We start from the raw sequence: 24,807 nt of genomic DNA, 5'->3' as shown, positions 1-24,807 counted from the left end.
GCGAAGAACCCTGCGGGGAACCTTGTGGAGAACCTGGCGGAGCGTCCGAACGGGCAGCTGGGGCCGAAGTACGGCGTCGACGCGCCCGGCTTCGTGGCGAGCCTCGGTGCGGCCGGTGCCGCGGCCGCCGTCGCCGCGGCCCGGTGGCGGGGCGCGCGGCGGGGGCGAACCGGGCTGGCCCTGGCGGGGGCGGCGCTGCTCGGGCAGACCGGGATCTACCTGCACACCACGCTGCGCGGCAAACTGAACGCCTGGGAGCGGGAGTTGGACGGCGCCGGCCTGCGCGGGGACGAGCAGCTGCTGGACCTGGGCTGCGGGCGCGGCGCGGTGCTGATCACGGCGGCGAAGCGGCTGCCGACCGGGCGCGCCGTCGGGGTCGACCTGTGGGTCGGCAAGGACCAGAGCGGCAACCGGCCCGGGACGACGCTGGCCAACGCGCGGGCGGCCGGGGTCGCCGACCGGGTCGCGGTGCACACCGCCGACATCACCGAACTGCCGTTCCCCGACGCCTCGTTCGACGTGGTGACCAGCGCCCTGGTGATCCACAACATCCCGGTGCCCGCGCTGCGCCACCGCGCGCTCGACGAGGCGGTCCGGGTCCTGCGCCCGGGCGGGCAGCTGCTGATCGCGGACTTCTGGCCGATGGCCGCGGACTACGCGCGCCACCTCGGCCGCGGCACCCTGCACCCGCTCGGGCCCGGGTACTGGTACGGCGGGCCCTGGCTGGCGGTCAGGATGCTGCGGATGGTGAAGAAGTGACGGCCGGGACCGGGGCGGGGGCGCTCGGGGCGGCGGAGGCCGCGTCCCAGTCGGGCAGGGTCGGCAGGACGGCCTCGGCGATCCGGTACAGGCTGGCCCGGTCCGGCGCGCCGGTGTCCTGGCGCCAGATGGTGAACTCGTAGGAACCGCCGTGCCCGTCCGGGTGCTTGCCGATCACCAGGTTCTCCGCGACCCCGCCCGGTGCGCGCGAGGACTGGCCGCCGCCGAGCGGGAGGGTGAAGCCGATGGTGTTCATCTCGTACGTGGTGCTGAGGTGGCCGAGCACCGGGGCGCGCTGGTGCGGCGCGGAGCCCAGCACCTCGGCGTCGGTCACGTCCGCGCCGTCGTCCTGGGTCAGGCGCACGGAGAGCTGGCCGATCTGCACCTCGGCGCTGTCGACGACCTGCTTGCTGCCGTCCGCGTTGGTCCAGTGCGAGGGGCCGGGGCCCGCGACCGTCACCTGGTCCAGCGGCGCCCCGACCAGGTCCGGCAGGTCCGGGCGGTTCAACGCGGCACAGAGCGCCGGGTACTTGGGGGAGTCGTCGGCCTTCGCGGCCTGGCAGCTCGCCGCCGCGACGGGCCGGTTCGCCAAGTCCTCCTGGTGCTGGAGCACCAGGAAGCCGGCGATCAGCACCGCGCCCATCGCCAGCGCCGACACCACCTGGGCGGCGGGCCGCATGCCCGCCTCCTCGGCCTGCCCGCCGCCCGGCTCGCTCCGCGCGGTGTCCGGAGCCGTCCCCTGTTGATCAGTCACGGGCGGACAGTATCCGATGGTTCGTTCGAAGGCACAGGATTTTCACGTGAGGTGGCGGACAGTCAGCCGGGCCGTGGTGAGGGGGAGTTACCGACGGCCCGTGGGCACCGGGGTTGAGCCCTGTCAGGGGTGAGTGGCAGGCTCGCCTCCCATGATCGACGACCACGCGAAGAGCCGACTGCACCACGACCTGCGCTGGATCCGCGAGGCGGTGCTCGCGAAGCTCGACGGACTCGGCGAGTACGACGTCCGCCGCCCGCTCACGGCGACCGGCACCAACCTCCTCGGCCTGGTCAAGCACCTGGCCCTGTGGGAGGCCAGGTACTTCGGCGACGTCTTCGACCGGCCGTTCCCCGAGCCGCTGCCCCGGTGGGACGACGAGGCCCAGCAGGACGCCGACATGTGGGCGACCGAGCACGAGACCCGCGCCGAGATCGTCGACCGGTACCGGCGGGTGTGGCAGCACAGCGATGCGACGATCGACGCCCTGGCCCTCGACGCCCCCGGCCACGTGCCGTGGTGGCCGCGCCCCGAGGTGACGCTGTTCGACATCCTGGTCCACATCCTCACCGAGACCAGCCGGCACGCCGGCCACGCCGACATCCTGCGCGAGCAACTCGACGGCGCGGTGGGCGACGACGGGGCCGACGCCGACCGGGACGCCGCGTTCTGGGCGGACCGGCGCGCGGAGATCGAGCGCGCTGCCCGGGCCGCGCGACCGGAAGCCCGGTGACCGGGTGCTGACGGCGGAGGAATACGAAGCGGTGCGCGCCGCGCTCCTGGCCGTGACCGGGCACTGGGCCGGCGGGCCGCGGACGCTCGACTCCCTGTGCAGGAGCTGGCGCGATGCCGTGGCGGCGGTGGCGGACGGCTACTCGTGGTCCGCGCCCGAACTCACCCACGACATCTGGTGCCGGACCGGGCTCGCCCGGGTCTGGCCCCTGCTGCCGCCGCGGGTGCGGGCGCTTCGGCAGCGCGAACTCGACGAGTCGGACGACCGCTTCCGGGAGGTCACCGTCCCGTGGCCCGACCAGGTCGCGGACCGGGGCGAGTGGTGGATGCGGCGGATCCCCCGGCTGCTCGACTGCGAACCCGAGGAGCGGCTGGACCGGGGGTGGCCGACGGGCTGGGAGATGATGCCCTTCCCGCGGCCCGACGGCGTCGAGCTGCGGTACTGACCGGTGGACGGCGGGTCCGTGCCGGTGCCCTACACTCGCACGCGGCTCAACGATCAGCGGTGAGCCGTTGCTGACGGAGTGGGCGGAGCGGCGTACCGGCATGGCGGACGAGTTGGTCATCGAGTCGCCCCCAGCCCCTCCCCAGGTCCCGGCTCCGGTCGGGGCGCGCGGGCGGCGGGTGGACTCGCTGACCCTGCTGGTGGTCGGCATGGTCGCGGTGCTGGTCGCCTCCCGGCTGATCGGGGACCGGCACGGGCCGGCCTGGCTGCAGGCGTGGGCCACCGTGTTCATCGCGATCTGCGTGCAGGCGCTGCCGTTCCTGCTGCTCGGCACCCTGCTCTCCGCCGCCGTGGCCGCCTTCGTGCCGACCACCTTCCTGGAGCGGGCGCTGCCGAGGAACCCGGTGCTCGCGGTGCCGATCGCCGGGGTGGCGGGCGTGGTGCTGCCGGGATGTGAGTGCGCGTCGGTCCCGGTGGCCGGGCGGCTGATCGCGCGCGGGGTGGCACCGGCCGCGGCGCTCGCCTTCCTGCTCTCCTCGCCCGCGATCAACCCGGTGGTGCTGGTCGCCACCGGGGTCGCGTTCCGCGGCCACCCCGAGATGGTGTGGGCCCGGTTGATCGCCTCGCTGGCCACCGCCGTGGTGATGGGGCTGCTCTGGGCCCGGTTCGGCCGGCCCGAGTGGCTGCGCCCCAAGCTGCTGCGCGAGCCGGCGGCGGGCGGGAGCGGGTGGGGGAGCCGCTGGGCGGTGTTCCGCGAGTCGCTGGAGCACGACTTCCTGCACGCCGGCGGCTTCCTGGTGATCGGCGGCCTGACCGCCGCCACCCTCAACGTGGCGCTGCCGCGCGGGTTCCTCGGCTCGGTGACCGGCCTGCCGGTGCTCTCCGTGCTGGTCCCCGCGCTGCTCGCCGTGCTGCTGGCGGTCTGCTCCGAGGCGGACGCCTTCGTCGCCGCCGGGCTGAGCGGGCTGTCACCGGTGGCCCGGCTGGCGTTCATGGTGGTCGGCCCGATGGTGGACACCAAGCTGATCGCCCTTCAGGCCGGGACCTTCGGCCGCGCCTTCGCCTGGCGGTTCTCCGCCGCCACCTTCGCCGTCGCGGTGCTGACGGCCGCACTGGTCGGCTGGTGGCTGCTGTGAGGCGCGAGGCGCGGGCGGTCCTGCACGTGCTGCTCGGGGCGGCGCTGCTCCACCTGACCCTGTTCAGCGACCTCTACCTGCGCTTCGTGCGCCAGGCGCTGCGGCCGTACCTGGTGGCCACGGGGGTGCTGCTGGTGCTGATCGGGCTGCTCGGCGCGGCCGCAGCGGCCCGCGAGCTGTGGCGGGGCAAGCGGCACCGCGAGGAGCACGGTAGTGCGGATGGCCACGAGCACGGCGGCGCGGACGGCCACGGTCACGAGAGCGGCCATGGTCACGAGAGCGGCCACGGGCACGAGCACGGCAGCCTGCGGGTCGCCTGGCTGCTCACCCTGCCCGTGCTGGCCGTCTTCCTGATCGCCCCCGATGCGCTCGGCGCCTTCTCCGCCCAGCGGATGGACAGCGCCCCGGTCCGCCCGGCCGGCACCGGCGGCTTCGGCGCGCTGCCCACCACCGACCCGCTGCCGATGCGGCTGGCCGACTTCGACGCCCGCGCCCTGTGGGACGGCAGCGGCAGCCTGACGGGCCGTCGGGTCGCGCTCACCGGGTTCGTCAGCCCGAAGGACGGCGGCGGCTGGTACCTGGCCCGGCTGACCATCAGCTGCTGTGCCGCCGACGCCCAGGTCAGCAAGGTGGAGGTGCGGGGCCTGGGCGCCCCGCCGCAGGGCTCCTGGGTCACCGTGGTCGGCGTCTGGCAGCCCGCCGGCGCACCCGGCCAGGGCGGTGGCGCCCCGGTGCTGACCCTCCAGAAGCTGACCCGCACCACGGAGCCGGGGGACCCCTACGAGTGAGCGTGACCGAGCATGAGTGACCGTGAGCGCGGCGCCGTGGCGCTGCTGGCGGCGGGCGTGCTGGTCGCGCTCGCCTTCATGCCGGCCGGCACCGGCGCGAAGCCCCCGAGCGCGCGGGCGAACGCCGCCCCCTCGCCCGGCGGCGACGGGTGGGACGGCACGGTGAGCCTGGTGGACGACGGCTCCGGCGCCGACACCGGCCCGCAGCCCGGCCAACCGACGGTGGCCAAACTGACGGTAAGTCAGCAGCCTCCGCAGTTCGTGGTGTTCTCCTGGGACGGTGCAACCGAGGACGCCGCGCACCTGTTCTCCGGGGTCCGCACGGCGGCGAAGGCGGACGGCGCCCGCACCACCTTCTTCCTGCGTGGCACCGACCTGCTGCCCGACCCGAAGCGCTCGCTCTACCAGGCGCCGGACCACGCGGTCGGGGACGTCGGCGGGCCGTCCCCCACCGACGACCGGATCAAGGCGACGCTCGCCCAGCTGGGCCAGGCCTGGACCGACGGCGACGAGATCGCGGACGGCTTCAACGCCGGCTTCTGCGGCACCGGCGGCGCGGCGACCTGGAGCACCCAGGACTGGGCCGGCGAGCTCGACCTGTCCTCCTCGTTCGTCCGGTTCTGGAAGACCAACACCGGCTTCGCCGACCTGCCCCCGCTGCCCTTCGACTACTCCGCCGAGCTGGTGGGCGGCCGCACCCCTTGCCTCCAGGGGCGGGCGAACCTGCTGCCGGCCGAGCAGGCGGCCGGCTGGCGCTACGACGCGAGCGCGAGCGGCACCGCCGGGGCCTGGCCCTCGAAGAACGCCGACGGCCTCTGGCAGTTCGCCACCCAGCCGGCGCCGAGCCGCGACGCCTCTCTCACCGCATTCGAGCACACCGAGCAGGGCAACCGCGCGCCGCTGCTGATCGACACCCCGCTCACGGACCCGGGCAGTGTGCAGGCGGCCGAGGAGCTGATGCACGACCTGTGCCACCGCGACGGCGTGCGCTGCGTCTCCTACCGCGAACTGGCCGACTGGCTGGACGCCCAGGACCCGGCGGTGCTGGCCCGGTTGGGCGTCGTCACGGGCTGAGGTCGGCCCACTCGGGCAGCGGCCAGTGCGCGTCGCAGCGGCTGACGACCCGTCGGAACTCCCGGGCGCCCTGGCGCGACAGCGCACGCAGCACCACGGTGAGCACTCCCCGGGCGTGGATCGGATCGCCGCAGCAGTACCAGTCGGTGTTGCCCTGCTCGTGGTCCTGCCACAACTGGCGCGCGGGGCGGCGGGCGTACTCGGCCCACAGGCGCACCGACTCCGCGACCTCGCCCGGGTGCAGGTAGCTGCGGTCGCGTTCGAGCCGGGCGATCTCGGCGAGCGTCCGCGCGGAGAGCCCGTCGATCACTTGGCTGGTTGCGCCGGCCCGGTGGGCTCGGGGCAGGCCGGCCCGGACGGCGGCCGGGCGGTTACGCGCCATGGGCCTTTCGGGCGCTGGTCATGCTGCTCAGGGTGGTCATGCGGGCCATTCTGGCACGGGGTGGTGACGGTGCGGCAGTGGTTTTCCCCTCGCCCAGCGGGGCTGAGGACCGGTCAGCCCGGGCGGTGGTGCTCCGGCACCGCCGCCCAGTTGAGGGAGTACCAGGAGAGCACCGCCAGCAGCAGGGCGCTCGGGAGCTCGGCGCAGTAGGCCATCACCTCGGCGACGAAGTACGGTTCGCCGCGCCGGGCGGACCAGAGGTCGAAGAAGGCGTCCGCGCCCAGGAGCATCGCCGCGGCGGAGGCGATCGGGCTGGTGTAGCGGTTGCGGCGGTGGACCAGGACGGCGAGCAGGAGCAGGGTGCAGGCCTCGACGATGTCGAGCCAGACCCAGGAGTTGGAGAGGTTCCGCTTGCCGAAGTGGCCCCTGACGTTCAGTCCGAGGGTGACGATCCACGGCACCAGCAGCAGGGCGGCCAGGCAGAACACGCGGGGCAGCCAGCGGCGCCAGAGCGGCTCGTGGCGGTCGAGGACGGTGCGCAGGCGGGACATGGCTGAGGGTTCGTGATCCTTTGGTCGGATAGTGGGGGAATTCTATCCACTGTCCGGCTGACGCCCGGTCACTCCGTCAGCGGGAGTGGGCCGCCAGGCTGAGCAGCAGGTGCGCCGATTCCGGGCGCTGGAAGTCGGAGTGGGCACCGGCCGGGGCCAGCCGGGCCGCGCGACCGCCCCGGTAGACGTCGTCGGCGTTGATGTTGACGAGCGGATGGTCGAGCACCGCGTGCGGGTACGGGCTGCCGGTCGGGCGCAGCGAGGTGCTGAACTGCCGGATCGGCGCCGCGCCGACGCCGGAGTGCCCGATCCCGGGCCGGCCCTCGGCGCGCAGGTGCCAGAAGCCGGTGGCCCGGTCGAAGCGGGAGTGGGTGAGCACCAGCGGCCCGCGCAGCGGGGCGCCGAGCGGGCCGGCGGCGAAGAGCCGGGGGAAGAGGTGCTCGAAGGCGTTCCGGGGCGCGGCCATCTGGAAGACCAGCATGCTGTCCACGGTGAACGGCCGGCGGGGGTCGGCCGGTCGGCTCCACCCCAGCACCTGCGGCGCGGCGGGCCGGTCGGCCGCGTACTGGACGGCCTCGCAGAGGAACCGGCCGCCGAAGGAGTGGCCGACCAGGTGCAGGTACTGGCCGTTGCGGTTGGCGAGCACGCCGGGCACCGCCGGGTCGCCGCGCTCCTGGTCCAGGTAGCCGAGCAGGTGCCCGAGCACCCGGCCGGCCTGGCCGCGGGCGCTCATCGCGTGCGCCCGGTCGCGGATCCGGCGGTAGCCGCCGAGCGAGGGCAGGCTGGAGGAGGGCCAGCGCACCACCACGCACCACGGCCGGAATCCGGCGCTCAGCCCGGGGTAATGGCCGGGGCGGGTGCGGTGCAGTGCGGCGGCGCGGGTGATCAGCCGGCCGGCTGCCCGGTCGGCGGCCGCCGGGCTGGTCTGCCAGCCGTGCACGTAGACGTAGACGTCGGTGGCCCGGCGCGGGATCCGCAGGTCGCGGGCGAGCTGCTCGGCGACCCGGGTCTCGGGCACCGGGGTGCGGGTGCCGGGGACCAGCAGCCGGCCCTGCTCGTCGAGGTCGACGGTGGCGGGCCGCAGCAGCGGCGTCAGGGGCCGGGACTGAGGACGGGTCATGGGCTGGGTCACGGGCCGGGTCACGGATTCAGCTCCAGGATGCTCAGCATGCTGTCGATGCCGCAGTGCAGCGAGTAGGTCAGGGCGAGCGGGTTGTGGAACTCGCGGGCGAACCGGTGCACCAGGCTCCGGGTGATCTCACCGGCCGTCAGCTCGCCGGTCAGGTACAGCTCCAGGAAGGCGAAGGCGTACTCGGCGGCGAACACCGTCGGGATCTCGATCTGCGGCCCGAGCACTCCCTCCGCGCCCAGCTCGATCAGCGCCCGCCCCAGGTGCTCCAGTTCGGCGGCGGCCGACTGGCCGGTGTGGCAGGCGTTCAGCAGCACGAACGGCCGGAACATCGCGTCCGGCGCGCCGACCAGCGGCCCGCGGTGCCGGCGCACCAGGTCGGCGTCGATCTGCCGGTCGTCGGTGAGGCTCACGGCCAGCTGCTCGAAGGCCGTGCCGTTGTCGACGAACTGGCCGTGGCACCAGAAGTACATGACGTCCTCGTCCAGCACCGCGGAGGAGAGCGCGGCCAGCAGGTCCTCGGACTCGGTGCGCACGCTCAGCTCGGCGCGCTCCTCCAGCAGCTTGCGCACCTCGGGCGCGCGGCCGATCGCCTCCAGGCTGTCGTCGGTGTTCAGACTGGCGACGGGCCGGCTGCGGGCCGGGTAGGGCGGCTGGATCGGGGTGTAGCCGGCCCCGGTCTGCTCCACCTGGTGCCGGTAGCCGAGGAACCCGGCCCACGGGTCGTCACCGAGCGGGCCCACGGCCAGCATCGGCCAGGGCAGGTGGAGGTCGGAGTCGAAGCTGACCCGCAGCGGGCCGTGCTCGGTGAGCGCGCCGGTGAGGTACTCGCGGAAGGCCGTCAGGTCCCGGTCCGGTCCGGCGAGCATGGTGTCCAGCAGGTAGCGGCCCTCCTGGGCCAGCTCGTCCACCCGCACGTCGGTCGTGGCGGCCAGCGCGGACAGGTCCACGGAGCGCAGGAACGGGTGGTCCAGCGGCAGCCCGGCGGCGTCCACCGAGGCGTAGCGCACCAGCCGGTCGCGCCAGATCGTGCGCAGCCGGGCCGTCTTGGCCAGCAGGACGGCGGCCGGGATGGCCAGGTCGGCGTGGTGGCCGCGGGTGCGCGGGGTGCGCTCGCCCGGGCGGTAGGCGGAGATCTGCAGCAGGTCGGTGCCGGGCGGCCGGCGCAGCGTCACCACCAGGTCGAGGGCGGGCGGCTGGTCCGGCCGGCCGTCGTCCCCGGGCCGGAACGGACCGGTGGGGCGGGGCAGCCGGGTGTAGTCGGCGGAGGGGTTGTGCGCGATCTCGACGAAGAGGTCCCGGGGCACCTGCGGCTACTCCTGCTCCTGGGCTGAGAGGGCTGGTGGGGCTGCTGGGGGAGGTTGGGGGACCTCCAGGACCGTGGAGAGGTCCTGGAGCACGGCGCCGTGCCCCCGGTCGGAGACGGTGATCCGGATCCGGTGCGGCCCCGGCGCGGTCGGCGTGAGCGCGAAGACGGCGGGCCCGTCGGCCGGGACGTGATCGGTGACGGCGGGTTCGAGCACGGCGTCCGCGCCGACGGTGGCGACCAGGTGCAGCTCGGGCAGGTCGGCCGGGTCGGCGGCGGGGTCGGCGGAGGCCAGGCGCAGCTCGATGCGGGTGGTGGCGCCGACCGCGGGCTCGTCGAGCAGGGTGAGGCGGGGGTGCCAAGCGGGCCGCGGGGGTTGGAGCGCGCGGCGGACGGGGGAGCGGCGGACCGGCGCGGCATCGGCCCGTGCGGGCAGCGCACGGGGTGCGGGCACGGCGGGCCGGCTGTCGTCCAGGCGGGCGAGCGCGGCGCGGCTCTCCAGGGCGAGGCGGTGCGCGGTGCCCATCGCGGCGTCCCGGCCGGCGCAGACCGCGGTCAGCAGCTCGCGGGCGGCGCCGGGGTGGCCGGCCGCGGCGAGGGCCTGGGCGAGGCCGACGGCGAGGGTGGGGAGGAGGGGGAGCCAGATCTCGCCCAAGGTACCGAGATCGAGGCTGAGGTCGTCCAGTTCGCGGTGGCCCCGGGCGAGCACGGCGGCCGGGCCGAGGGTGGTGGCGGCGGGGATCCGGGCCGCGACGAGCCCGGCGTAGGTGTGGACCGCGCCGACCGGGTCACCGGCCCGGTAGCGGGCCTGCGCCAGGGAGTGACGGACCGTCAGGGTGCTCCAGCCACCCGGGCCGTGGTTGGCGGCGCACTCCTCGGCGAGCTCCTCCAACAGCACCACGGCGTGCAGCGGGCGCGGGCCGGCGGTGAGCAGCAGGGCGTGCAGGGCGCGGGCGAGGACGGTCAGCACATGGGCGGGGCCGAGGGCCCGTTCGGCGATCCGCAGCGCCGACCCGACGGCGCTCTCGGCGGCCTCCTGATCGCCGCTGAGCTGCCGGGCGAGTGCGAGGGTACGCCCGGTGTCCGCGGTGGCGGCAGGTGCCTCGGCCGGGCCGGCGCAGGTCGCCAGGAGCGCCGTCAGGAGGTGGATGGCGGATTGGAGTTCACCGCCCGCCAGCAGCGACTCGGCCTGTACCAGACGCAGTTGGAGGACCACCGGATGGTGCGCCCCGAGGGCGGGCTCGGCGGTGGCCAGGGCCTCCTGGCAGCGGGCCCCGGCTTCGCCGTACCGCCCGGCGTCGAACTCGTTCAGCGCGAGGCTGCGCAGTGCGGCGATGGTGTCGGGGTGGTCGGCCCCGAGCAGCCCGGCGCTGTCGGCCGCGAGGGCGCGGTACTCGGTCGCTGCGTCGTCGTGGTCCCAGCGTGCGCGACGGGCATCGGCCAGAGCGAGCCGGGCGGCCAAGGTGTCGCGGTGTTCCGGGCCCAGGACGCGCGCGTGGTCGGCCACCAGCCGCTCCCGCTCGGCGAGATCCTGGTGCAGGCGGCCGGCCAGACCGTGGGCCTGGGCGAGGCGCTCCCGGGTGGCGAGGGTGTCCGGGGCGTCCGCGCCCAGCAGCCGGGTCTGATCGGCGATCACCTCGGTGAACAGTGCGACGGCGCGGTCGAGTTCGCCGTACTCGGCGAGCGCCGAGGCGAGCCTGGCACGCTGGGTGTGCAGGAGCGGGTGTTCCGGGCCCTGGAGCCGGAGCCGGTCGGCGGCCACCAGTTCGTACTCCGCGACGGCCTGCCGGAGCAGCCCGGCGAGCCGCCGGTCGTACGCGAGGTTGCCGCGGGCGACGAGGACGTCGGGATGCTCGGCGCCCTGGAGCCGGATCCGGTCCCGCAGGACGGCGTCGTCGAGTTCGGTGCTGATCAGGTGGTCGCCCGCGGTCCGGTGGGACCAGGCGAGCAGGGACCGGGTGTTCAGCGTCTCCAGGTCGTCCGGGCCGCCGATCCGCACCCAGTCGGCCAGCAGGGCCCGGCTCAGCTCGACGGCGCGCCGCGGGTCGTCCCCGGCACGACAGGCGCAGGCCTGCCACCAACGGGTGCTGAGCGCTTCGGGGTGGTCGGCGCCGAGCACCCGCGCGCGGTCGGCGGCGACGGCGCCGAACAGTGCCACGGCGCGGACGTGGTCGCCGGATTCGTGGAACGCGTGGGCCTGCCGCCAGCGGGTGGCGAGGACGCCGGGGTGGTCGGGGCCCTGGGCGCGTTCGCGGTCCGGCACCAGGCGGGCGTACAGCTCGATGGCGGCGCGGTGCTCGCCCGCCGCCACCAAGGTCCGGGCCAGGCCCTGCCGGACGTTCAGGCAGTCCGGGTGGTCCGGGCCGAGCGCCCGCCGCGCGTCGTCGACCAGGGCGCGGTACCGCTCGATGGCCGGCCCGTACTCGGCGGCGTCCTCGTGGACCCGGGCCAGGGCGTAGCGGGTGGTGACGACGTTCTGGTGGTCGGGACCCAGGAGCCGGAGCTGATCGGCGAGCAGGGCTTCGAAGAGCTCCTGCGCGGTCCCGAACCGGCCGGCGGTGACCTGGGTGTGGGCGAGGGAGCCGCGGGTGCCGAGGGTGGCGCGGTGATCGGCGCCGAGCAGCCGGATCCGGTCGGCCAGTAGGTCCTCGTAGAGTCGCACCGCGCGGTCGAGGTCGCCGGCCTCGCGACAGGCCCAGGCGAGGTCGCTGCGGGTTTCCAGGGTGGCGGGATGGTCGGGGCCCTGGACACGGGCGCGGACGGCCACCAGGTCTTCGAAGAGCTCGGCCGCGCGGGCCCCGTCGCCCTTGGCCACCAGGGCCCCGGCCAGACCGCCGCGGGTGTTGAGGGTCTCCGGGTGCTCCGGCCCCAGGGCCTCGGTCTCGTCGGCGAGCAGCGCCTCGTACAGCGCCACCGCGCGGTGGTGCTGTGCCGCTTCCCGGCAGGCGAAGGCGTGCCACCACCGGACCGAGGTGGTCCACGGATGTGTGGGGCCGTTGAGTCGGGTCCGGTCGGCGGCCAGCGCCTCGTACAGCGCCACCGCGCGGCGGTGCTCGCGCGCGGTCCTTGCGGACCTCGCCAACTGTGAACGGGCGGTCAGTGTCTCGGGGTGGTCCGGGCCGAGCAGTCGCGCGTAGTCGGCGACCAGTTCCTCCCAGAGCCCGAGCGCGTGGCGGTGCTCGCCCGCTTCGCGGTGGGCGAACGCCAGGTAGTAGCGGGCGTCCAGGGTCAGCTGGTGGTCCGGCCCATGCAGCCGCAAGCGGTCGGCGAGCAGGGCCTCGCGCAGCTCCAGCTCCCGGCGGTGGTCTCCCACGGCGGCGTGGAACTCGGCGAGCCACCAGCGGGTGTTCAGCACCGACGGGTGGTCCGCCCCCTCGATCCGCACCCGGTCGATCACCAGCGGCTCGCACAGCTCCACGGCCCGTTCGGGCTCGTCGCACTCGCTGTGCGCCCGGGCCAGGCGCAGCCGGGCGTTCAACGCCTTTGCGTGTACGGGTCCGTAGACCCGCGCGAAGTCGTCGACCAGCCGGGTGCGCTCGGCCAGCGCCTCGCGCGGGCGGCCTGCGCCGATGAACGCCTCGGCCAGCCCCGCCCGTTCCTCCAGGGTGTCCGGATGGTCCGGCCCCTGGATCCGGATCCGGTCGTCGACCAGCCGCTCGCGGTGGGGCAGTTCGCGTTCGGGTAGCTGCGCGAACCGCAGCGCGTCGCACAGCTCCGCGCGCTCGGCCAGGGTGTCGCGGTGCTCGGGGCCCTGGACGCGGGTGCGGTCCCGGATCACGGCACGGTGTTCCTCGACCGCCTCGACGTAGCAGCCGGTTTCGGCCAGGGTGCCGGCGAGGCCGTTGCGGGCATCCAGGGTCCTGGGGTGGTCCGGGCCGAGGACGCGGGTGTGGTCGGCCACCACCCGCACCCAGTCCGCCACCGCGTCGGCCGGCCGGCCCGCCCCGAGGAGGGCTATCGCCAGGTAGCCGCGGGTCTCCAGGGACTGGGCGTGGTCGGCGCCCCGGGTCCGGGTGTGGTCGGCCACCAGCGACTCCAGCTCGGTGACCGCCGTGCGGAAGTCGCTCGCCTGGAGGTGCGCGTAGGCGAGCCACCCCCTGCTGGTCAGCGTGTCCGGGTGCTCGGCGCCGAGCACCCGGGCCTGCTCGGCGACCGCCTGCTGGTAGAGCGTCAGCGCCAACCGGTGCTCGCCGGCGTCGAGGTGGGCGTAGGCGAGGTTGTTGCGACGGGTCAGCACGGTCGGGTGCTCGGCGCCCAGGAGGCGGGTCTCGTCGGCCAGCAGCCGTTCGAACTCCGGCACCGACTCCTTGTGCCGGCCCGCCATCTGGAGCGCGTAGGCCAATCCGGCACGGGCGGCCAGGGTGTCGGGGTGCTCGGCGCCCAGCACCCGGGCCCGGTCGGCCGAGAGGGCGGCGAACTGCTCGACTGCCCGGGCGTGTTCGCCGGCCTTGCGGTAGGCGTAGGCCAGCACGGCACGGTCCGCCAGGGTGGCCGGGTGGTCGGCGCCCTGCCGGCGGGTCCGGTCGGCCACCACCTGCGTGGCGAGCTCGACCGCCCGGGCCGGGTCGCCGGTGCGCGCGTGCAGCTCGGCGAGTCGGCTGCGCCCGTCGAGGGTGTCCGGGTGCTCGGCCCCCAGCAGCCGGGTCTGCGCGTCGACCATCGCGCTGACCAGCGGCACGGCGAAGACCTGCTGCGCCCTCTCGAAGGAGTGCCCGGCCGCCAGGCGGTAGAGCTCGACGACGGCCGCGCTCGGCCGTTCGGCGGGGCCGGTGGCGGCCAGCTCCCGGACGTGCGGCAGCAGCGACCGGTGCATCCGCACGTCGTCGACCAGCAACGGGCCGATCACCGAGGCGAGCTGACGCTCCGCCAGGTCGCGGTACCGCCGCTCGCCGTCCGCCGCGCGCAGCACGCTCTGCAGCAGCCGGTGCACGGCGACGGTGTGCTCGCCCAGGGTGATCAGGTGGTAGTCGGCGAGCAGCCGCAGCGCCGACTCCACCTCCTGCGGCCGCCGCTTGCCGAACGGCAGCAGCGCCTCGCGCGGCAGGGCCTCGGGCGCGTACCAGGCCAGGGCGCGCAGCAGGGTGACGGCGAACGGGGCGGTGGCCTGGACGGTGCGCAGCGTGGTCTGCCAGAGCCGGTCGACCACCTGGACCGAGCCCGGTCCGCCCGGCGCGCCGAGCCGGTCGCGGTAGTCGGCCAGGCTGCTGCCGGTCTGCTGGACGTAGGCGCCGGCCTGGGCGAGCGCCAGCGGCAGGTGGCCGAGTTCGTCCGCCAGCGCCCGGGCCTGGGCGCGTTCCGCCGCGCCGACCGCCTGGCCGGGGTAGGCGGTGCCGCAGAGCAGCCGGGCGGCCTCGGGGGCGTCGAGCACGTCGATCCGCACCCGCCGGATGCCCTCGTGCCAGCCGCTCGCCTTGCGGCTGGTGACCAACTGGTGGCCGCAGCCGAGCAGTCGGCCCAGGTAGGGGGTGAGGTGGGCGGGGTCCTCGGCGTTGTCGAAGACCAGCAGCCAGTCGTGGTGGGCGCGCAGCCAGCTGAGCGCCCACTCCGCCTGCTGGCTCGCCGGGACGGTCAGCGCCCAGCTCGGGTGCACCTGGACGGCGAGGTCGGCGAAGGCCTCGGCGACCTGCTCCTCGGTCTCCGCGGTGATCCACCAGATCAGCCGGTAGCGCTCGGCGTTGGCGTGGGCGTAGTGCAGCGCCAGGGTGGTCTTGCCGACCCCGCCGAGCCCGTGCAGCGCGGTGGCCTGGGTGACCAGGCCGGTGCCGTCGCCCGCCGCGAGGGCCCGGCGGATCTCCTCCAGTGCCACCGCCCGGCCGACCAGCTCGCCGGTGGCGGCGGGCGGCAGCTGGTGCACCGGCCCGGTCGGCTCGATGCTCCGGGCCGCCCGCGCGGCCTCCTTGGAGATGATCACCACGGGCCGGCCGCCGTGCGGCCGGGCGGCGGGGGAGCGCGGGCTGCGGCGCTGCTCGAACCGCTCGTGCTCGGGCGCGCCGCCGTCCGGCCGGGCCGATGTCGTCAGCGGCATCATCAGTTTCGGTACTCCCACCAGCCGACCGTTCCGATCGCCAACCGTAGTGCCGGGGAGTCGGCCTGTCAGCGGAATCGGTCAGCCGAGCGCCGCCAGCAGCTGCTCGGCCTCCTGCGCGTACTCGGAGGGGCCCAGGGTCAGATGGGCCGTCAGGTCGGCCCGGGCCCGCGCGGTTTCGCCCAGGCGGGCGTGGCAGCGGCCGCGGCGGAAGAGCAGCTCGGCCGGGTCGGCGCCGAGTTCCAGCGCGGCGGTGTAGTCCGCCGCGGCCTCCTGCCAGCGGTCGGCCGATTCCAGGGCGTAGCCGCGGTTGTAGCGGATGTCGCCGTCCTCGGGGGTCTGCTCGATCGCGGTGCCCAGGTCGGCGAGCGCGTCCGCCAGCCGGCCCTCGGCGTGCGCCACCACGGCGCGATTCACCCGGGCCTGCGCCAGGTCGGGGTCGAGCTCCAGGGCGCGGTCGAAGGCGCGCACGGCGCCGGCGGGGTCGTCGAGTTCCAGCAGGGCCAGGCCCAGGGTGCAGTGCAGTCGGGCCTGGTCGGGCGTCAACTCCAGGCCGAGCGCGGCCTGTTCGGCGGCCTCCCGGGGGCGGTCGCAGTCCAGCAGCAGCGAGGCGGCCGAGACCCGGGCGTCGGTGTGGTCCGGCTCCAGGTCGAGCACGTACTGGAAGTCGGCCAACGCCCCGGCCACGTCGCCCAGTTCGCCCAGCACGCTGCCCCGGTTGAAGTGCACCTCGGGGAACGGCGGGCTGAGCCGGATCGCCGACTCGTAGTCGGCGAGCGCCTCCTGGTGCAGGCCGAGCTGGAAGTGCAGGTTGCCGCGGTCGAAGTGGTACTCGGGGTAGTGCGGGTCCATCTCGATGACCCGGGTCAGCTCGGCGAGCGCCTCCTCCTCGCGCCCGAGGCCGGCCAGCACCTGGCTGCGGTTGTGGTGCAGCACCGAGCGGTGCAGCCGGTGCTGATCGGGCGTCAACTCGCGCTCCAGGCGGGCGATCCCGTCGGTGACCAGCTCCAGGGCGGCCGGCAGGTTCTTCAGGTGGACCTGCACCAGCGCCTTGCCGTTGTTGAAGAAGACGGCGTGGAAGGCGCGTTCCACCGGGTCCGGGAGCAGCTCGGCGATGGCCACGGCGGTGTTGGCGTAGGCGAGTGCCCGCCGGTGGTCCTTGTGCTCGGGGCCGTACAGCCGGGTGTAGAGCATGCTCAGCGCGTAGTGGATCGACATGTGGCTCTGCGGGTTGGTGGAGCGCGCGAGCAGGTCGACGTAGTGCTGCTCGGTCTCGGCCGGCCGGTCCAGCAGGGCCAGGCACTGGGTGGTGTAGCTGCGGCCGACGGCGTACTGCCGCAGGTCGCCGGCCTCCTCGGCGAGCGCGGCCAACCGCTCGGCGAGCTCCAGCCCGGCGTGGTAGAAGCCCATGCCCACGCAGTAGGCGGCGGCCTGGGCGTAGGCCCGCACGCCGGCGGTGTGCGGCGCGCTGCCGCGCTCCCGGTGGTGGGGCAGGGCGCCCAGCCGGGTGCTCCACTCGCCCGACCCCTCCAGCTCCTCGGCCCGTTCGTCGTGCAGCCGGGCCCGCTCGGCGGCGGGCAGGGCCAGGTAGGCCCGGTGTGCGGCGGGCAGCTCCAGGGTGCCGTCGGAGCGGACGAACTCCCGGGCGGTGGCCGCGCCTTCGGGTTCCGCCGTCGTCAGGCGTCCGGTCTCGGCGTACCGCGCCACCGCCTCCCGCAGCGCCTCGGGCGGCTCGGCCGCCTCGCCGGTCAGCACGATCCGCACCCGGGCCGGGTCGAGGCGGCGCAGGGCCAGGGCGAGGAACTCCAGGTCGGTGGCGTCGGCGTGGTCGGCGTTGCGCAGCACCAGTACCGTCGGGGCCGCCCCGGGCAGCTCGGCGCGGGCCCGCAGCAGGTCGACCAGGCCGTGGGCGATCCGCCGGGTGCGCAGCGGCGAGTACCAGCGGGTGCGCTCCTCGTCGTCGGCCAGCGAGGTCAGCGTGCCGGGCGCGGGTCCGACCAGGGGTTCCAACTCCGGTGCGGCGGCCAGGATCTCGATGGCGTGCCGGGCCAACAGCGCCTGCTCCCGGGGGTGCAGGGCGGGCACCAGGCGGCGCAGCAGCGCACCGGCGCCGGTGTAGGGGCCGCGCAGCCGCCGGTCCGCGTCGACGACGGTCGGCGGGTCGGTGTCGACGGCCGCCACCGGGTCCGCGAGGGTCGGCAGGGCCGCGGCGCGGGGGCCGGTGAGCCACAGGTGGCGGACGGGTGCAGGCATGTGGGCGCTCCAAAGGGGAAGGGCGAGGGGGAGGGGGCGTCAGGCGGCCGTCGGTGCGGTGCGGGCCCGGCGCCTGCGGTCCCGGACCGTCACGCCCACCAGCAGCGCGAGTTGGGCGAGGATCGCCGAGGCGGCGAAGGCCGAGTCCCACAGGTGCGGATCGTCGGTCCGGCCGGTGCCGAGGGCGTGCGCCAGGCGGGCGGCGAAGCCCAGCAGCACCGGTACCACCCCGAGCAGCACCAGGCCGAGCGTCAACGCCCCGCCCAGCACGACGACCGGGGCGTACCGCCGGGCCAGCCGCAGGTCCCGGTCGGTGACGCCGGAGGAGTCGGGGGCGCGCTGGGGTCGGCCCACCGCGCGCCAGAACCGGCTGCGCAGCTGCTCGCGGGCCAGCCGGTGCAGGTCCGGGCAGCGCAGCACGGTCGCCACCACGTAGTAGAGGTCGGTCTCCATGTAGGCGAGGAACTGCCAGGCCATCCGCAGCAGCGTCAGGTAGGCCAGCCCGCAGGCGACCCGGCCGAACGGGCCGACCGCCCCGCCGGCCGTCCGGTCCAGGGCCGCCGCGCAGACCAGGCCGGCGGCGAACAGGGCGTCGGCGACCAGGCCGGCGCAGAACGGCAGCACGCGCTTGCCGCGCGGCACGCCCATCAGGCCGACCAGGGTGGTCTCGAACACCACGAAGGAGAGCCGGCGGCCGATCGACAGCCGGCTGGGCAGGCCGAGCCGCCGCCCGGCCAGCACGTGGAAGCCCTCGTGCCAGGCGACGCCGAGGAGTTGGCCCGCGAAGACCACCAGCTCGATGACCACCAGCGAGCTGCTGAAGAAGACCTTGCCCGGGCTCGGCCGCAGCTGCGGCGTGCCGGCGGCCAGCAGCACCGCGCCGGCGACCAGGGCGGCGTACAGCAGCCAGGCCGGCCAGGAGAAGAGCGCCCGCCCGAGCGCCTGCCAGCGCACCGGCCCGCCGGACGGGACGCGGCCGTCGGGCGCATCGTGGTCCTCATCGGCCGGGTCGCGGACGAACCGCAGCTCGCGCAGCGTCTCCACCAGGTCGGGGATGTCGGCGGGCTCGCCGTAGGTCGTCAGGTACCAGTGGCTCACCTCGGGCACCGTGTGTCCGCCCTGCAGCCGGCGCACCACGGCGGCGGCGTCGAGCGGGAAGACCGCGAAGGAGTCGATGTCGGCCCGGCCGATGACGATCTCGTCCTCGCCCTCGGGCACGAAGGTCAACTCGTGGAGCAGGATCGGTACGTCGTCCACCGCGCCTCCCGGGCCCTCGGCGTTCTGGCGACTGTGCGCGGCACGGCGCCGTACCGCGCACAGAGGATGGACCCGATGGGTCAGGCGAGCACGCCACAGGCCAGCTTGGCGGCGTAGAACGGAGCGGCGGTGCCGGTCAGGCGGACCGGACCGGTCTTGCGCACCTGGAGCTTCTTCATCGTGGATCCCTCCCTTCGCTGTCTCGGCGGAGCGGGGCGCGGGTGCGGGCACGTGGAGGCACGCACGGGCGCGTGCGGCGCGGCCCCCGCGGACGGCCGGTGGGGCCGGCTCCGCGGTGGACCGGTCATGAGCATGGGAGGTAGCGGAGCCGGTGTCAACGGATGTGTATAAAGGGATGTCGATCATCCATTTCAGTTCGTAACGGACGACCGACCGATCGGCCGGTCGACCTGCCGCGGGGTCACCTGACGGCCTGTCGGGTGGCTTCCGGCCAGGGTGTCGCGTGGGACGGCGAGGGTGCGGAAGCTCGCGTGGGAATCTTTTCGCCCAGGGATGTCAAGACCGCGTCGGCGGCTCCGACGAATGGGTGCCGGGCCCGACCGGGGCCCGCTCGGAACCAGGAGTGCGTGATGAAGTTCGTGATCAGCCTGCACATCAACCCCGCCGTGCTCGACGCGCTGACCGACGAGGAGAAGGCGGCGATCGGCGCCGGCCACGGCGCCTTCATCGAGGAGCTGAAGGCCTCCGGGGAGCTGATCCTCACCCAGGCGCTGGTCGACCCCTCGCAGGCCGCCGTCGTCACGGTGCGGGGCGGGCAGCCGGTGGTGACCGACGGTCCGTTCCTGGAGGCGAAGGAGTTCCTCGGCGGCTTCTACCTGATCGACTGCGAGGACAAGGAGCGCGCGATCGAGCTGGCCGCCAGGATCCCGGACGCCGCGATCCAGGGGCTCGGGGTGGAGGTGCGGCAGGTGATGTTCTCCGACGGACAATTGGAGGCGTGAGCCGTGCCCGAGGAACGAGCGGTCCGCACCCACCCGGTGCCGGCGTGACCGGACCGCTGATCGAGGACCTGCTGCGCGAGCTGGCGCCGCAGGTCCTCGGCGTCCTGGTCCGCCGGCACGGGCAGTTCGACGACTGCGAGGACGCCGTGCAGGAGGCGGTGCTCGCCGCCGCCGTCCAGTGGCCGGCCGAGGGCGTGCCGCGCAACCCGCGCGGCTGGCTGCTCACCGTGGCGACCCGGCGGCTGATCGACCAGCTGCGCAGCGACCGGGCGCGCCGGGAGCGCGAGGAGGCGACGGCGCACGAGGTGGTCCCCGAGGAGGTGCCGGACACCGACGACACGCTGCTGCTGCTCTTCCTGTGCTGCCACCCGACGCTGACCGCCGCCTCGCAGACCGCGCTGACGCTGCGAGCGGTCGGCGGGCTGACCACCGCCGAGATCGCCCGGGCCTTCCTGGTGCCGGAGGCCACCATGGCGGCCCGGATCAGCCGGGCCAAGCAGCGGATCCGGGCGGCCGGCAGCTCCTTCGCGCCGCCCGCGGGGGCGGAGCGCGCGGAGCGGCTGCGGGTGGTGCTGCAGGTGCTCTACCTGATCTTCAACGAGGGCTACACCGCCTCCTCCGGCAGCCGGTTGCACCGGCCCGACCTGGCCCGGGAGGCGATCCGGCTGACCCGGGCGGTGCACGCGCAACTGCCCGCGGACGGCGAGGTGACCGGGCTGCTGGCGCTGATGCTGCTCACCCACGCGCGCCGGGCCGCCCGGACCACGCCGCAGGGCGACCTGGTGCCGCTGGCCGAGCAGGACCGCGGGCGGTGGGACCGGGAGATGCTGGACGAGGGGACAGGGCTGGCGAAGGCCTCGCTGGGGGCGCCGGAGCTCGGCCCGTACCAGGTGCAGGCCGCGATCGCCGCGACGCACGCGGACGCGCCGACCGCCGCGCAGACCGACTGGCGGCAGGTGCAGGCGCTCTACCTGATCCTGGAGCGGATCGCGCCGAACCCGATGGTCACCCTCAACCGGGCCGTCGCGCTGGCCGAGACGGCGGGGCCGCGGGCCGGGCTGGACCTGCTCGCCGGGCTGGCGGCCGATCCGCGGCTGGCCGGCCACCACCGGCTGCTCTCGGTCCGCGCCCACCTGCTGGAGCGGGCCGGCGAGCCGGCGGCGGCGTACGAGGACTACCGGCGGGCGGCGAGGGCGACGGCGAGCCTGGCCGAGCAGCGCTACCTGGAGCGGCGGGCGGGGCGGGTGCGGCCGGCGGGGTGAGGGTGCGCGGTGGGCGCGGGGTCGACCGCTGGGGCGCGGAACGCCTGTTCGGCGGCCCGCCGGCGGTCGGCCGTTTTCCACGGCATTTCGGAACTATTTCCTGGAAGTTTTCTGAGTCCGGTACGGCCGTTTCCCATTGACCTGCACTCGTCATACCTGGTTTGCTCGTCCCACCGGCGGCGGGGCGGAAGTTGCTGACGTGACGTCAGGTTCCGTGCACCCTAAGTGATCCGCGTCCGACGAGCCCGCCCCACCGGGCTTGACGGGCTCCGCCGCCGGTTTCGCCCGACCGGTCCCCAAGTGTCGTGTTCCGGTCGGCGCGCTCCCCTGGTAGCCGGTCGACGAAGTCCGCACACTGTTCATGAATCTGACGGTCCATGGACAACTTCGTTCGCGGTCAGCGGCTTACGCTCGTGCCCCGCACCTGTGTGCCCTGCCCGCCAACGGCCCTGCGACCCCGCACGGCCGTCCCTTTCCGGTCTCCAGGAGTCCACCATGCGTTCGCGTCTCGCCGCGCTCTGTGCCGCCGCGCTGACCACCGCCGCCGCTTCCGCCGCCGCCTTCTCCGGCACCGGCAGCGCCGCCGCCTCCGCCGCCCCGTCGGCCATCCCGGCCTACTCGCACGTCGTCGTCGTGATGGAGGAGAACCACTCCTACGACGACATCATCGGCGACACCGCCGACGCCCCCTACATCAACTCGCTGGCCGGCAACGGCGCGCTGCTGACCTCCTCGTTCGGCGTCAGCCACCCGAGCGAGCCCAACTACATGGCGCTCTTCGGCGGCAGCACCTTCGGCCTGAGCTCCGACAGCTGCCCGGTCAGCGAGGGCACCAAGGCCAACCTGGGCTCCGAGCTGCTCGCGGCCGGCAAGACCTTCAAGGGCTACTCCGAGGGCCTGCCCTCGGTGGGCTCCACCAAGTGCACCTCGGGCGCCTACGCCCGCAAGCACGCGCCGTGGGCCAACTTCTCCAACGTCCCCGCCGCCGACCAGCAGCCGTTCACCGCCTTCCCCAGCGACTACAGCACGCTGCCCACCGTCTCGTTCGTCATCCCCAACCTGAACGACGACATGCACGACGGCACCATCGCGGACGGCGACAGCTGGCTGCAGAACAACATCGACGGCTACGCCCAGTGGGCCGCCGCCAACAACAGCCTGCTGATCGTCACCTGGGATGAGGACGACTACACCGAGAGCAACCAGATCCCGACCATCTTCTACGGCGCGGGCGTGACGCAGGGTCAGTACAGCGAGACCGTCAACCACTACAACGTGCTCGCCACCCTGGAGCAGATGTACGGCCTGCCGGCCGTCGGCAACAGCGCGAGCGCCACGCCGATCACCGACATCTTCGGCTGACCAGCCGTCAGCAACCGCCGTTCAGCACCGCTCGACCGGCAACCGGCCGTCCGGCCCCCTGCACCAGGGGCCGGACGGCCCGCCCCGACCCAAGGAGCCCGTCCGGCATGACCGCCGAACCCACGCCGCGCGCCCTGCCGCGGCCGATCGCCGCCCTGCGCCGCAGACCCGTGCAGAGCGCCGCCGCCGGCCTGCTGGTGCTCGGCGTCGCGGCCGGCCTGATCGCCGCCGACCCGGCCGGCGCGGACCGCCAGGTGCCCGGCGGCGCGCTCCGGGTGGACACCACCACCTGCGGCCGGGCGCCCGCCCGGCTCCCCGCCGGACCCGTCTCGTTCAGCGTCACCAACGCCTCGAAGGTGTACGCCACCGTCTACGTGGTCTCCGCCGACGCCTCGCTGGCCTACGCCGAGATCCCCTGGCTCGGCCCCGGCAAGACCCTGCCCCTGGCCACCACCCTCACCGGTGGCCAGTACGCGGTGCGCTGCGTCTTCTCCAGCGGGCCGGTGCAGACCACCGGAGCGATCGCGGTCGACGGCACCGCCGCCGGCGCCGTCCGGGGCTACCAGCCGATGAACGACAAGGAGTTGACCGCCCCGGTCACCGCCTACCGGGCCTACGTCACCGCCGCCCTGCCCAAGCTGCTCGCCGCCGCCCAGACCCTGGACGCCGACCTCGCCCGCGGCGACCTCGACGCGGCCCGCGCCGACTGGCTGCCCGCGCACCTCGCCTACGAGCGGCTCGGCGCCGCCTACAACTCCTTCGGCGACTACGACACCGCGCTGAACGGCATGGCCGGCGGCCTGCCGCAGGGCGTCGACACCCCGACCTGGACCGGGTTCTTCGCGCTGGAGCACGGCCTCTGGCACGGCGCCACCGCCGCCAAGCTGCGCCCGCTCAGCCAGCAACTGGTCAGCGACGCGAGCGGCCTGATCGACGACTTCCCCAGCGAGGACACCGACCCCGGCACCCTGCCGCTGCGCGCCCACGAGATCCTGGAGAACGCCCTCCAGGAGCAGCTCACCGGCACCGCCGACTACGGCAGCGGCACCACCCTGGCCACCCTGGACGCCAACGTCCAGGGCACCGAGGAGGTGCTGAGCGTGCTCGCGCCCGTCGTGCAGCCGCGCGACCCGGCGCTGCTCACCCGGCTGAACGCCGAACTCCCGGCCCTGGAGGCCCAGGTGGCGGCCGCCAAGAAGCCCGACGGCAGCTGGATCCCGGTCGCCGAGCTGCCCGCCGACCAGCGCCGCCGGCTGGACGGATCGATCGGCGACCTGCTGGAGCAACTCGCCGCCCTGCCCAACCTGCTGACCCCGAGGAACCACGCATGAACGCCGCCGACCCCGCCGCCGACCGCGCCGAAGGTCCTGCCGCCTGCCCGGTCGCGGACCACGGCGTGCAGCGCCGCTCCTTCCTGCGCGGCGCGGGCCTGGGCACCGCGCTCGGCGCCGGCGCGCTGGCCGGCGCCTTCACCGCCGCCGGTGCGATGGCCGACGACGGCGCCAAGCCCGGCCCGTCCGGCCGCACCGTGCCGTTCCACGGCCCGCACCAGGCCGGCATCACCACGGCGCAGCAGGGCGTCGCGAGCTTCGTGTCGTTCAGCGTGATCGCCGCCGACCGGGCCGGGCTCCAGCAGCTCCTGTCGGTGCTCACCGACCGGGTCCGGTTCCTCACCGCCGGCGGCCCGGTGCCCGCCACCGACCTCGCCTCGCCGCCCACCGACAGCGCCACCCTCGGCCCGGTGCTGCCGTCCGACGGCCTGACCGTCACCGTCGGCCTCGGCGCCTCGCTGTTCGACCAGCGCTTCGGCCTCGCCGATCGCAAGCCGGCCAAGCTGGTCACCATGCCGGCCTTCCCGGACGACGACCTGACCGGCTCCACCGAACTGCACGGCGACCTCTCGCTGCAGATCTGCGCCGACTCCCGGGACACCGTGATGCACGCGCTGCGCGACATCACCCGGCACACCAGGGGCCTGATGCAGCCGAGTTGGAAGGTGGACGGGTTCAAGGCCGCCCCCCGGCCGACCGGCACCCCGCGCAACCAGCTGGGCTTCCGGGACGGCATCGCCAACCCGAACGCGGGCGACGGACGCACCGCCGACGCGCTGATCTGGACCCACGGCGGCGCCAACGGCGAACCCGCCTGGGCCGAGGGCGGCTCCTACCAGGTGGTGCGGATCATCCGGATGCTGGTCGAGTTCTGGGACCGGGTCTCGCTGCACGAGCAGGAGCAGATGATCGGCCGGCGCCGCGACTCCGGCGCCCCGCTGGACGGCACCACCGAGAGCGACCAGCCCAACTACCAGGCGGACCAGCAGGGCCTGGTGATACCGATGACCGCGCACATCCGGCTCGCCAACCCGCGCACCCCCGACTCCTTCGACTCGCAGATCCTGCGCCGCAGTTACAACTACGAGCGGGGGCTGGACCTGAACGGCAACCTGGACATCGGCCTGGTCTTCTGCTGCTACCAGCAGGACGTGGAGCGGCAGTTCCAGGCGGTCCAGCAGCGGCTGGCCGGCGAGCCGCTGGTCGACTACATCTCGCCCACCGGGGGCGGCTACTTCTTCGCGCTGCCCGGCGTCAAGGGACCGAACGACACCTTCGGCTCGGCGCTGCTGGCCTGAC

Annotated in this window: 19 protein-coding genes; 11 read left to right on the top strand and 8 right to left on the bottom strand. The window is 74.8% G+C overall.

The genetic code is table 11. The features are described from left to right. The first annotated feature begins 24 nt into the window (after nt 1–24). Nucleotides 25–759, top strand: a complete 735-nt coding sequence (locus tag FHX73_RS34955) for a class I SAM-dependent methyltransferase (protein WP_246214077.1) — start codon at nt 25–27, stop codon at nt 757–759. Here the strand turns inward: FHX73_RS34955 and FHX73_RS34950 are convergent. Beyond that, nucleotides 731–1,513, bottom strand: a complete 783-nt coding sequence (locus tag FHX73_RS34950) for a DUF6215 domain-containing protein (RefSeq protein ID WP_145910023.1) — start codon at nt 1,511–1,513, stop codon at nt 731–733. The genes FHX73_RS34955 and FHX73_RS34950 overlap by 29 nt on opposite strands. A gap of 151 nt (nt 1,514–1,664) precedes the next feature. Between FHX73_RS34950 and FHX73_RS34945 the strand changes: the two genes are divergently transcribed. The 5 genes from FHX73_RS34945 to FHX73_RS34925 all read left to right on the top strand — a co-directional run bounded on the left by FHX73_RS34945 (nt 1,665) and on the right by FHX73_RS34925 (nt 5,688). Then, nucleotides 1,665–2,246: a DinB family protein gene (locus FHX73_RS34945; RefSeq protein WP_145910022.1), complete on the top strand. Its 582-nt coding sequence runs from the start codon at nt 1,665–1,667 to the stop codon at nt 2,244–2,246. Nucleotides 2,247–2,277: 31 nt separating this feature from the next. Next, nucleotides 2,278–2,691: a hypothetical protein gene (locus FHX73_RS34940; RefSeq protein ID WP_145910021.1), complete on the top strand. Its 414-nt coding sequence runs from the start codon at nt 2,278–2,280 to the stop codon at nt 2,689–2,691. A gap of 100 nt (nt 2,692–2,791) precedes the next feature. Next, a complete protein-coding gene (locus FHX73_RS34935) occupies nt 2,792–3,826 on the top strand; it encodes a permease (protein WP_145910020.1) in 1,035 nt (344 codons plus the stop codon). Beyond that, nucleotides 3,814–4,614 carry a TIGR03943 family putative permease subunit gene (locus FHX73_RS34930; protein WP_246214076.1) on the top strand — a complete coding sequence of 267 codons (801 nt, stop codon included), beginning with the start codon at nt 3,814–3,816 and terminating at the stop codon, nt 4,612–4,614. The genes FHX73_RS34935 and FHX73_RS34930 overlap by 13 nt, the downstream gene beginning before the upstream one ends. 12 nt (nt 4,615–4,626) lie before the next feature. Next, on the top strand, nt 4,627–5,688 hold the full coding sequence (locus FHX73_RS34925) for a polysaccharide deacetylase family protein (protein WP_145910019.1): 1,062 nt from the start codon (nt 4,627–4,629) through the stop codon (nt 5,686–5,688). Here the strand turns inward: FHX73_RS34925 and FHX73_RS34920 are convergent. The 7 genes from FHX73_RS34920 to FHX73_RS34890 form a co-directional block, all read right to left on the bottom strand. Next, a complete protein-coding gene (locus tag FHX73_RS34920; protein WP_145910018.1) occupies nt 5,678–6,070 on the bottom strand; it encodes a hypothetical protein in 393 nt (130 codons plus the stop codon). The two genes, FHX73_RS34925 and FHX73_RS34920, sit on opposite strands and share 11 nt — an antisense overlap. A 113-nt stretch (nt 6,071–6,183) precedes the next feature. Beyond that, the gene (locus FHX73_RS34915; RefSeq protein ID WP_145910017.1) at nt 6,184–6,621 is read right to left on the bottom strand and encodes a hypothetical protein; all 438 of its coding nucleotides are present in this window, start codon (nt 6,619–6,621) and stop codon (nt 6,184–6,186) included. A 76-nt stretch (nt 6,622–6,697) separates the two neighbouring features. Further along, nucleotides 6,698–7,741 carry an alpha/beta hydrolase gene (locus FHX73_RS34910; RefSeq protein WP_211786426.1) on the bottom strand — a complete coding sequence of 348 codons (1,044 nt, stop codon included), beginning with the start codon at nt 7,739–7,741 and terminating at the stop codon, nt 6,698–6,700. A 20-nt stretch (nt 7,742–7,761) separates the two neighbouring features. After that, the gene (locus tag FHX73_RS34905) at nt 7,762–9,057 is read right to left on the bottom strand and encodes a CHAT domain-containing protein (RefSeq protein ID WP_145910016.1); all 1,296 of its coding nucleotides are present in this window, start codon (nt 9,055–9,057) and stop codon (nt 7,762–7,764) included. A gap of 6 nt (nt 9,058–9,063) precedes the next feature. Next, nucleotides 9,064–15,102 (bottom strand): tetratricopeptide repeat protein, encoded by a 6,039-nt coding sequence (locus tag FHX73_RS34900; RefSeq protein WP_145910015.1) that lies wholly within the window; start codon nt 15,100–15,102, stop codon nt 9,064–9,066. Between the two features lie 60 nt (nt 15,103–15,162). Continuing rightward, a complete protein-coding gene (locus tag FHX73_RS34895; RefSeq protein ID WP_145910014.1) occupies nt 15,163–17,334 on the bottom strand; it encodes a tetratricopeptide repeat protein in 2,172 nt (723 codons plus the stop codon). 39 nt (nt 17,335–17,373) lie between these two features. Further along, nucleotides 17,374–18,591 (bottom strand): hypothetical protein, encoded by a 1,218-nt coding sequence (locus FHX73_RS34890; RefSeq protein ID WP_145910013.1) that lies wholly within the window; start codon nt 18,589–18,591, stop codon nt 17,374–17,376. Nucleotides 18,592–19,181: 590 nt separating this feature from the next. On the opposite strand from FHX73_RS34890, the gene FHX73_RS34885 reads away from it, so the two are divergent. The 5 genes from FHX73_RS34885 (at nt 19,182) to efeB (ending at nt 24,806) form a co-directional block, all read left to right on the top strand. After that, the gene (locus FHX73_RS34885; RefSeq protein ID WP_145910012.1) at nt 19,182–19,553 is read left to right on the top strand and encodes a YciI family protein; all 372 of its coding nucleotides are present in this window, start codon (nt 19,182–19,184) and stop codon (nt 19,551–19,553) included. A 44-nt stretch (nt 19,554–19,597) separates the two neighbouring features. Further along, the gene (locus FHX73_RS34880; protein ID WP_145910011.1) at nt 19,598–20,815 is read left to right on the top strand and encodes an RNA polymerase sigma factor; all 1,218 of its coding nucleotides are present in this window, start codon (nt 19,598–19,600) and stop codon (nt 20,813–20,815) included. A gap of 495 nt (nt 20,816–21,310) precedes the next feature. Then, nucleotides 21,311–22,177: an alkaline phosphatase family protein gene (locus tag FHX73_RS34875; protein WP_145910010.1), complete on the top strand. Its 867-nt coding sequence runs from the start codon at nt 21,311–21,313 to the stop codon at nt 22,175–22,177. 107 nt (nt 22,178–22,284) lie between these two features. Next, entirely contained in the window at nt 22,285–23,508 is a 1,224-nt protein-coding gene (locus FHX73_RS34870) for an EfeM/EfeO family lipoprotein (protein ID WP_145910009.1), read from the top strand. Continuing rightward, nucleotides 23,505–24,806 (top strand): iron uptake transporter deferrochelatase/peroxidase subunit, encoded by a 1,302-nt coding sequence (gene efeB / locus FHX73_RS34865; protein ID WP_145910008.1) that lies wholly within the window; start codon nt 23,505–23,507, stop codon nt 24,804–24,806. The genes FHX73_RS34870 and efeB overlap by 4 nt, the downstream gene beginning before the upstream one ends. Nucleotide 24,807: the final 1 nt, after the last annotated feature.

Origin of the sequence: Kitasatospora viridis, assembly GCF_007829815.1 — a bacterium.
GTDB lineage: Bacteria > Actinomycetota > Actinomycetes > Streptomycetales > Streptomycetaceae > Kitasatospora > Kitasatospora viridis.
The sequence above is the reverse complement of the archived record's forward strand: the minus strand, read 5'-3'. Positions and strand labels throughout refer to the sequence as shown.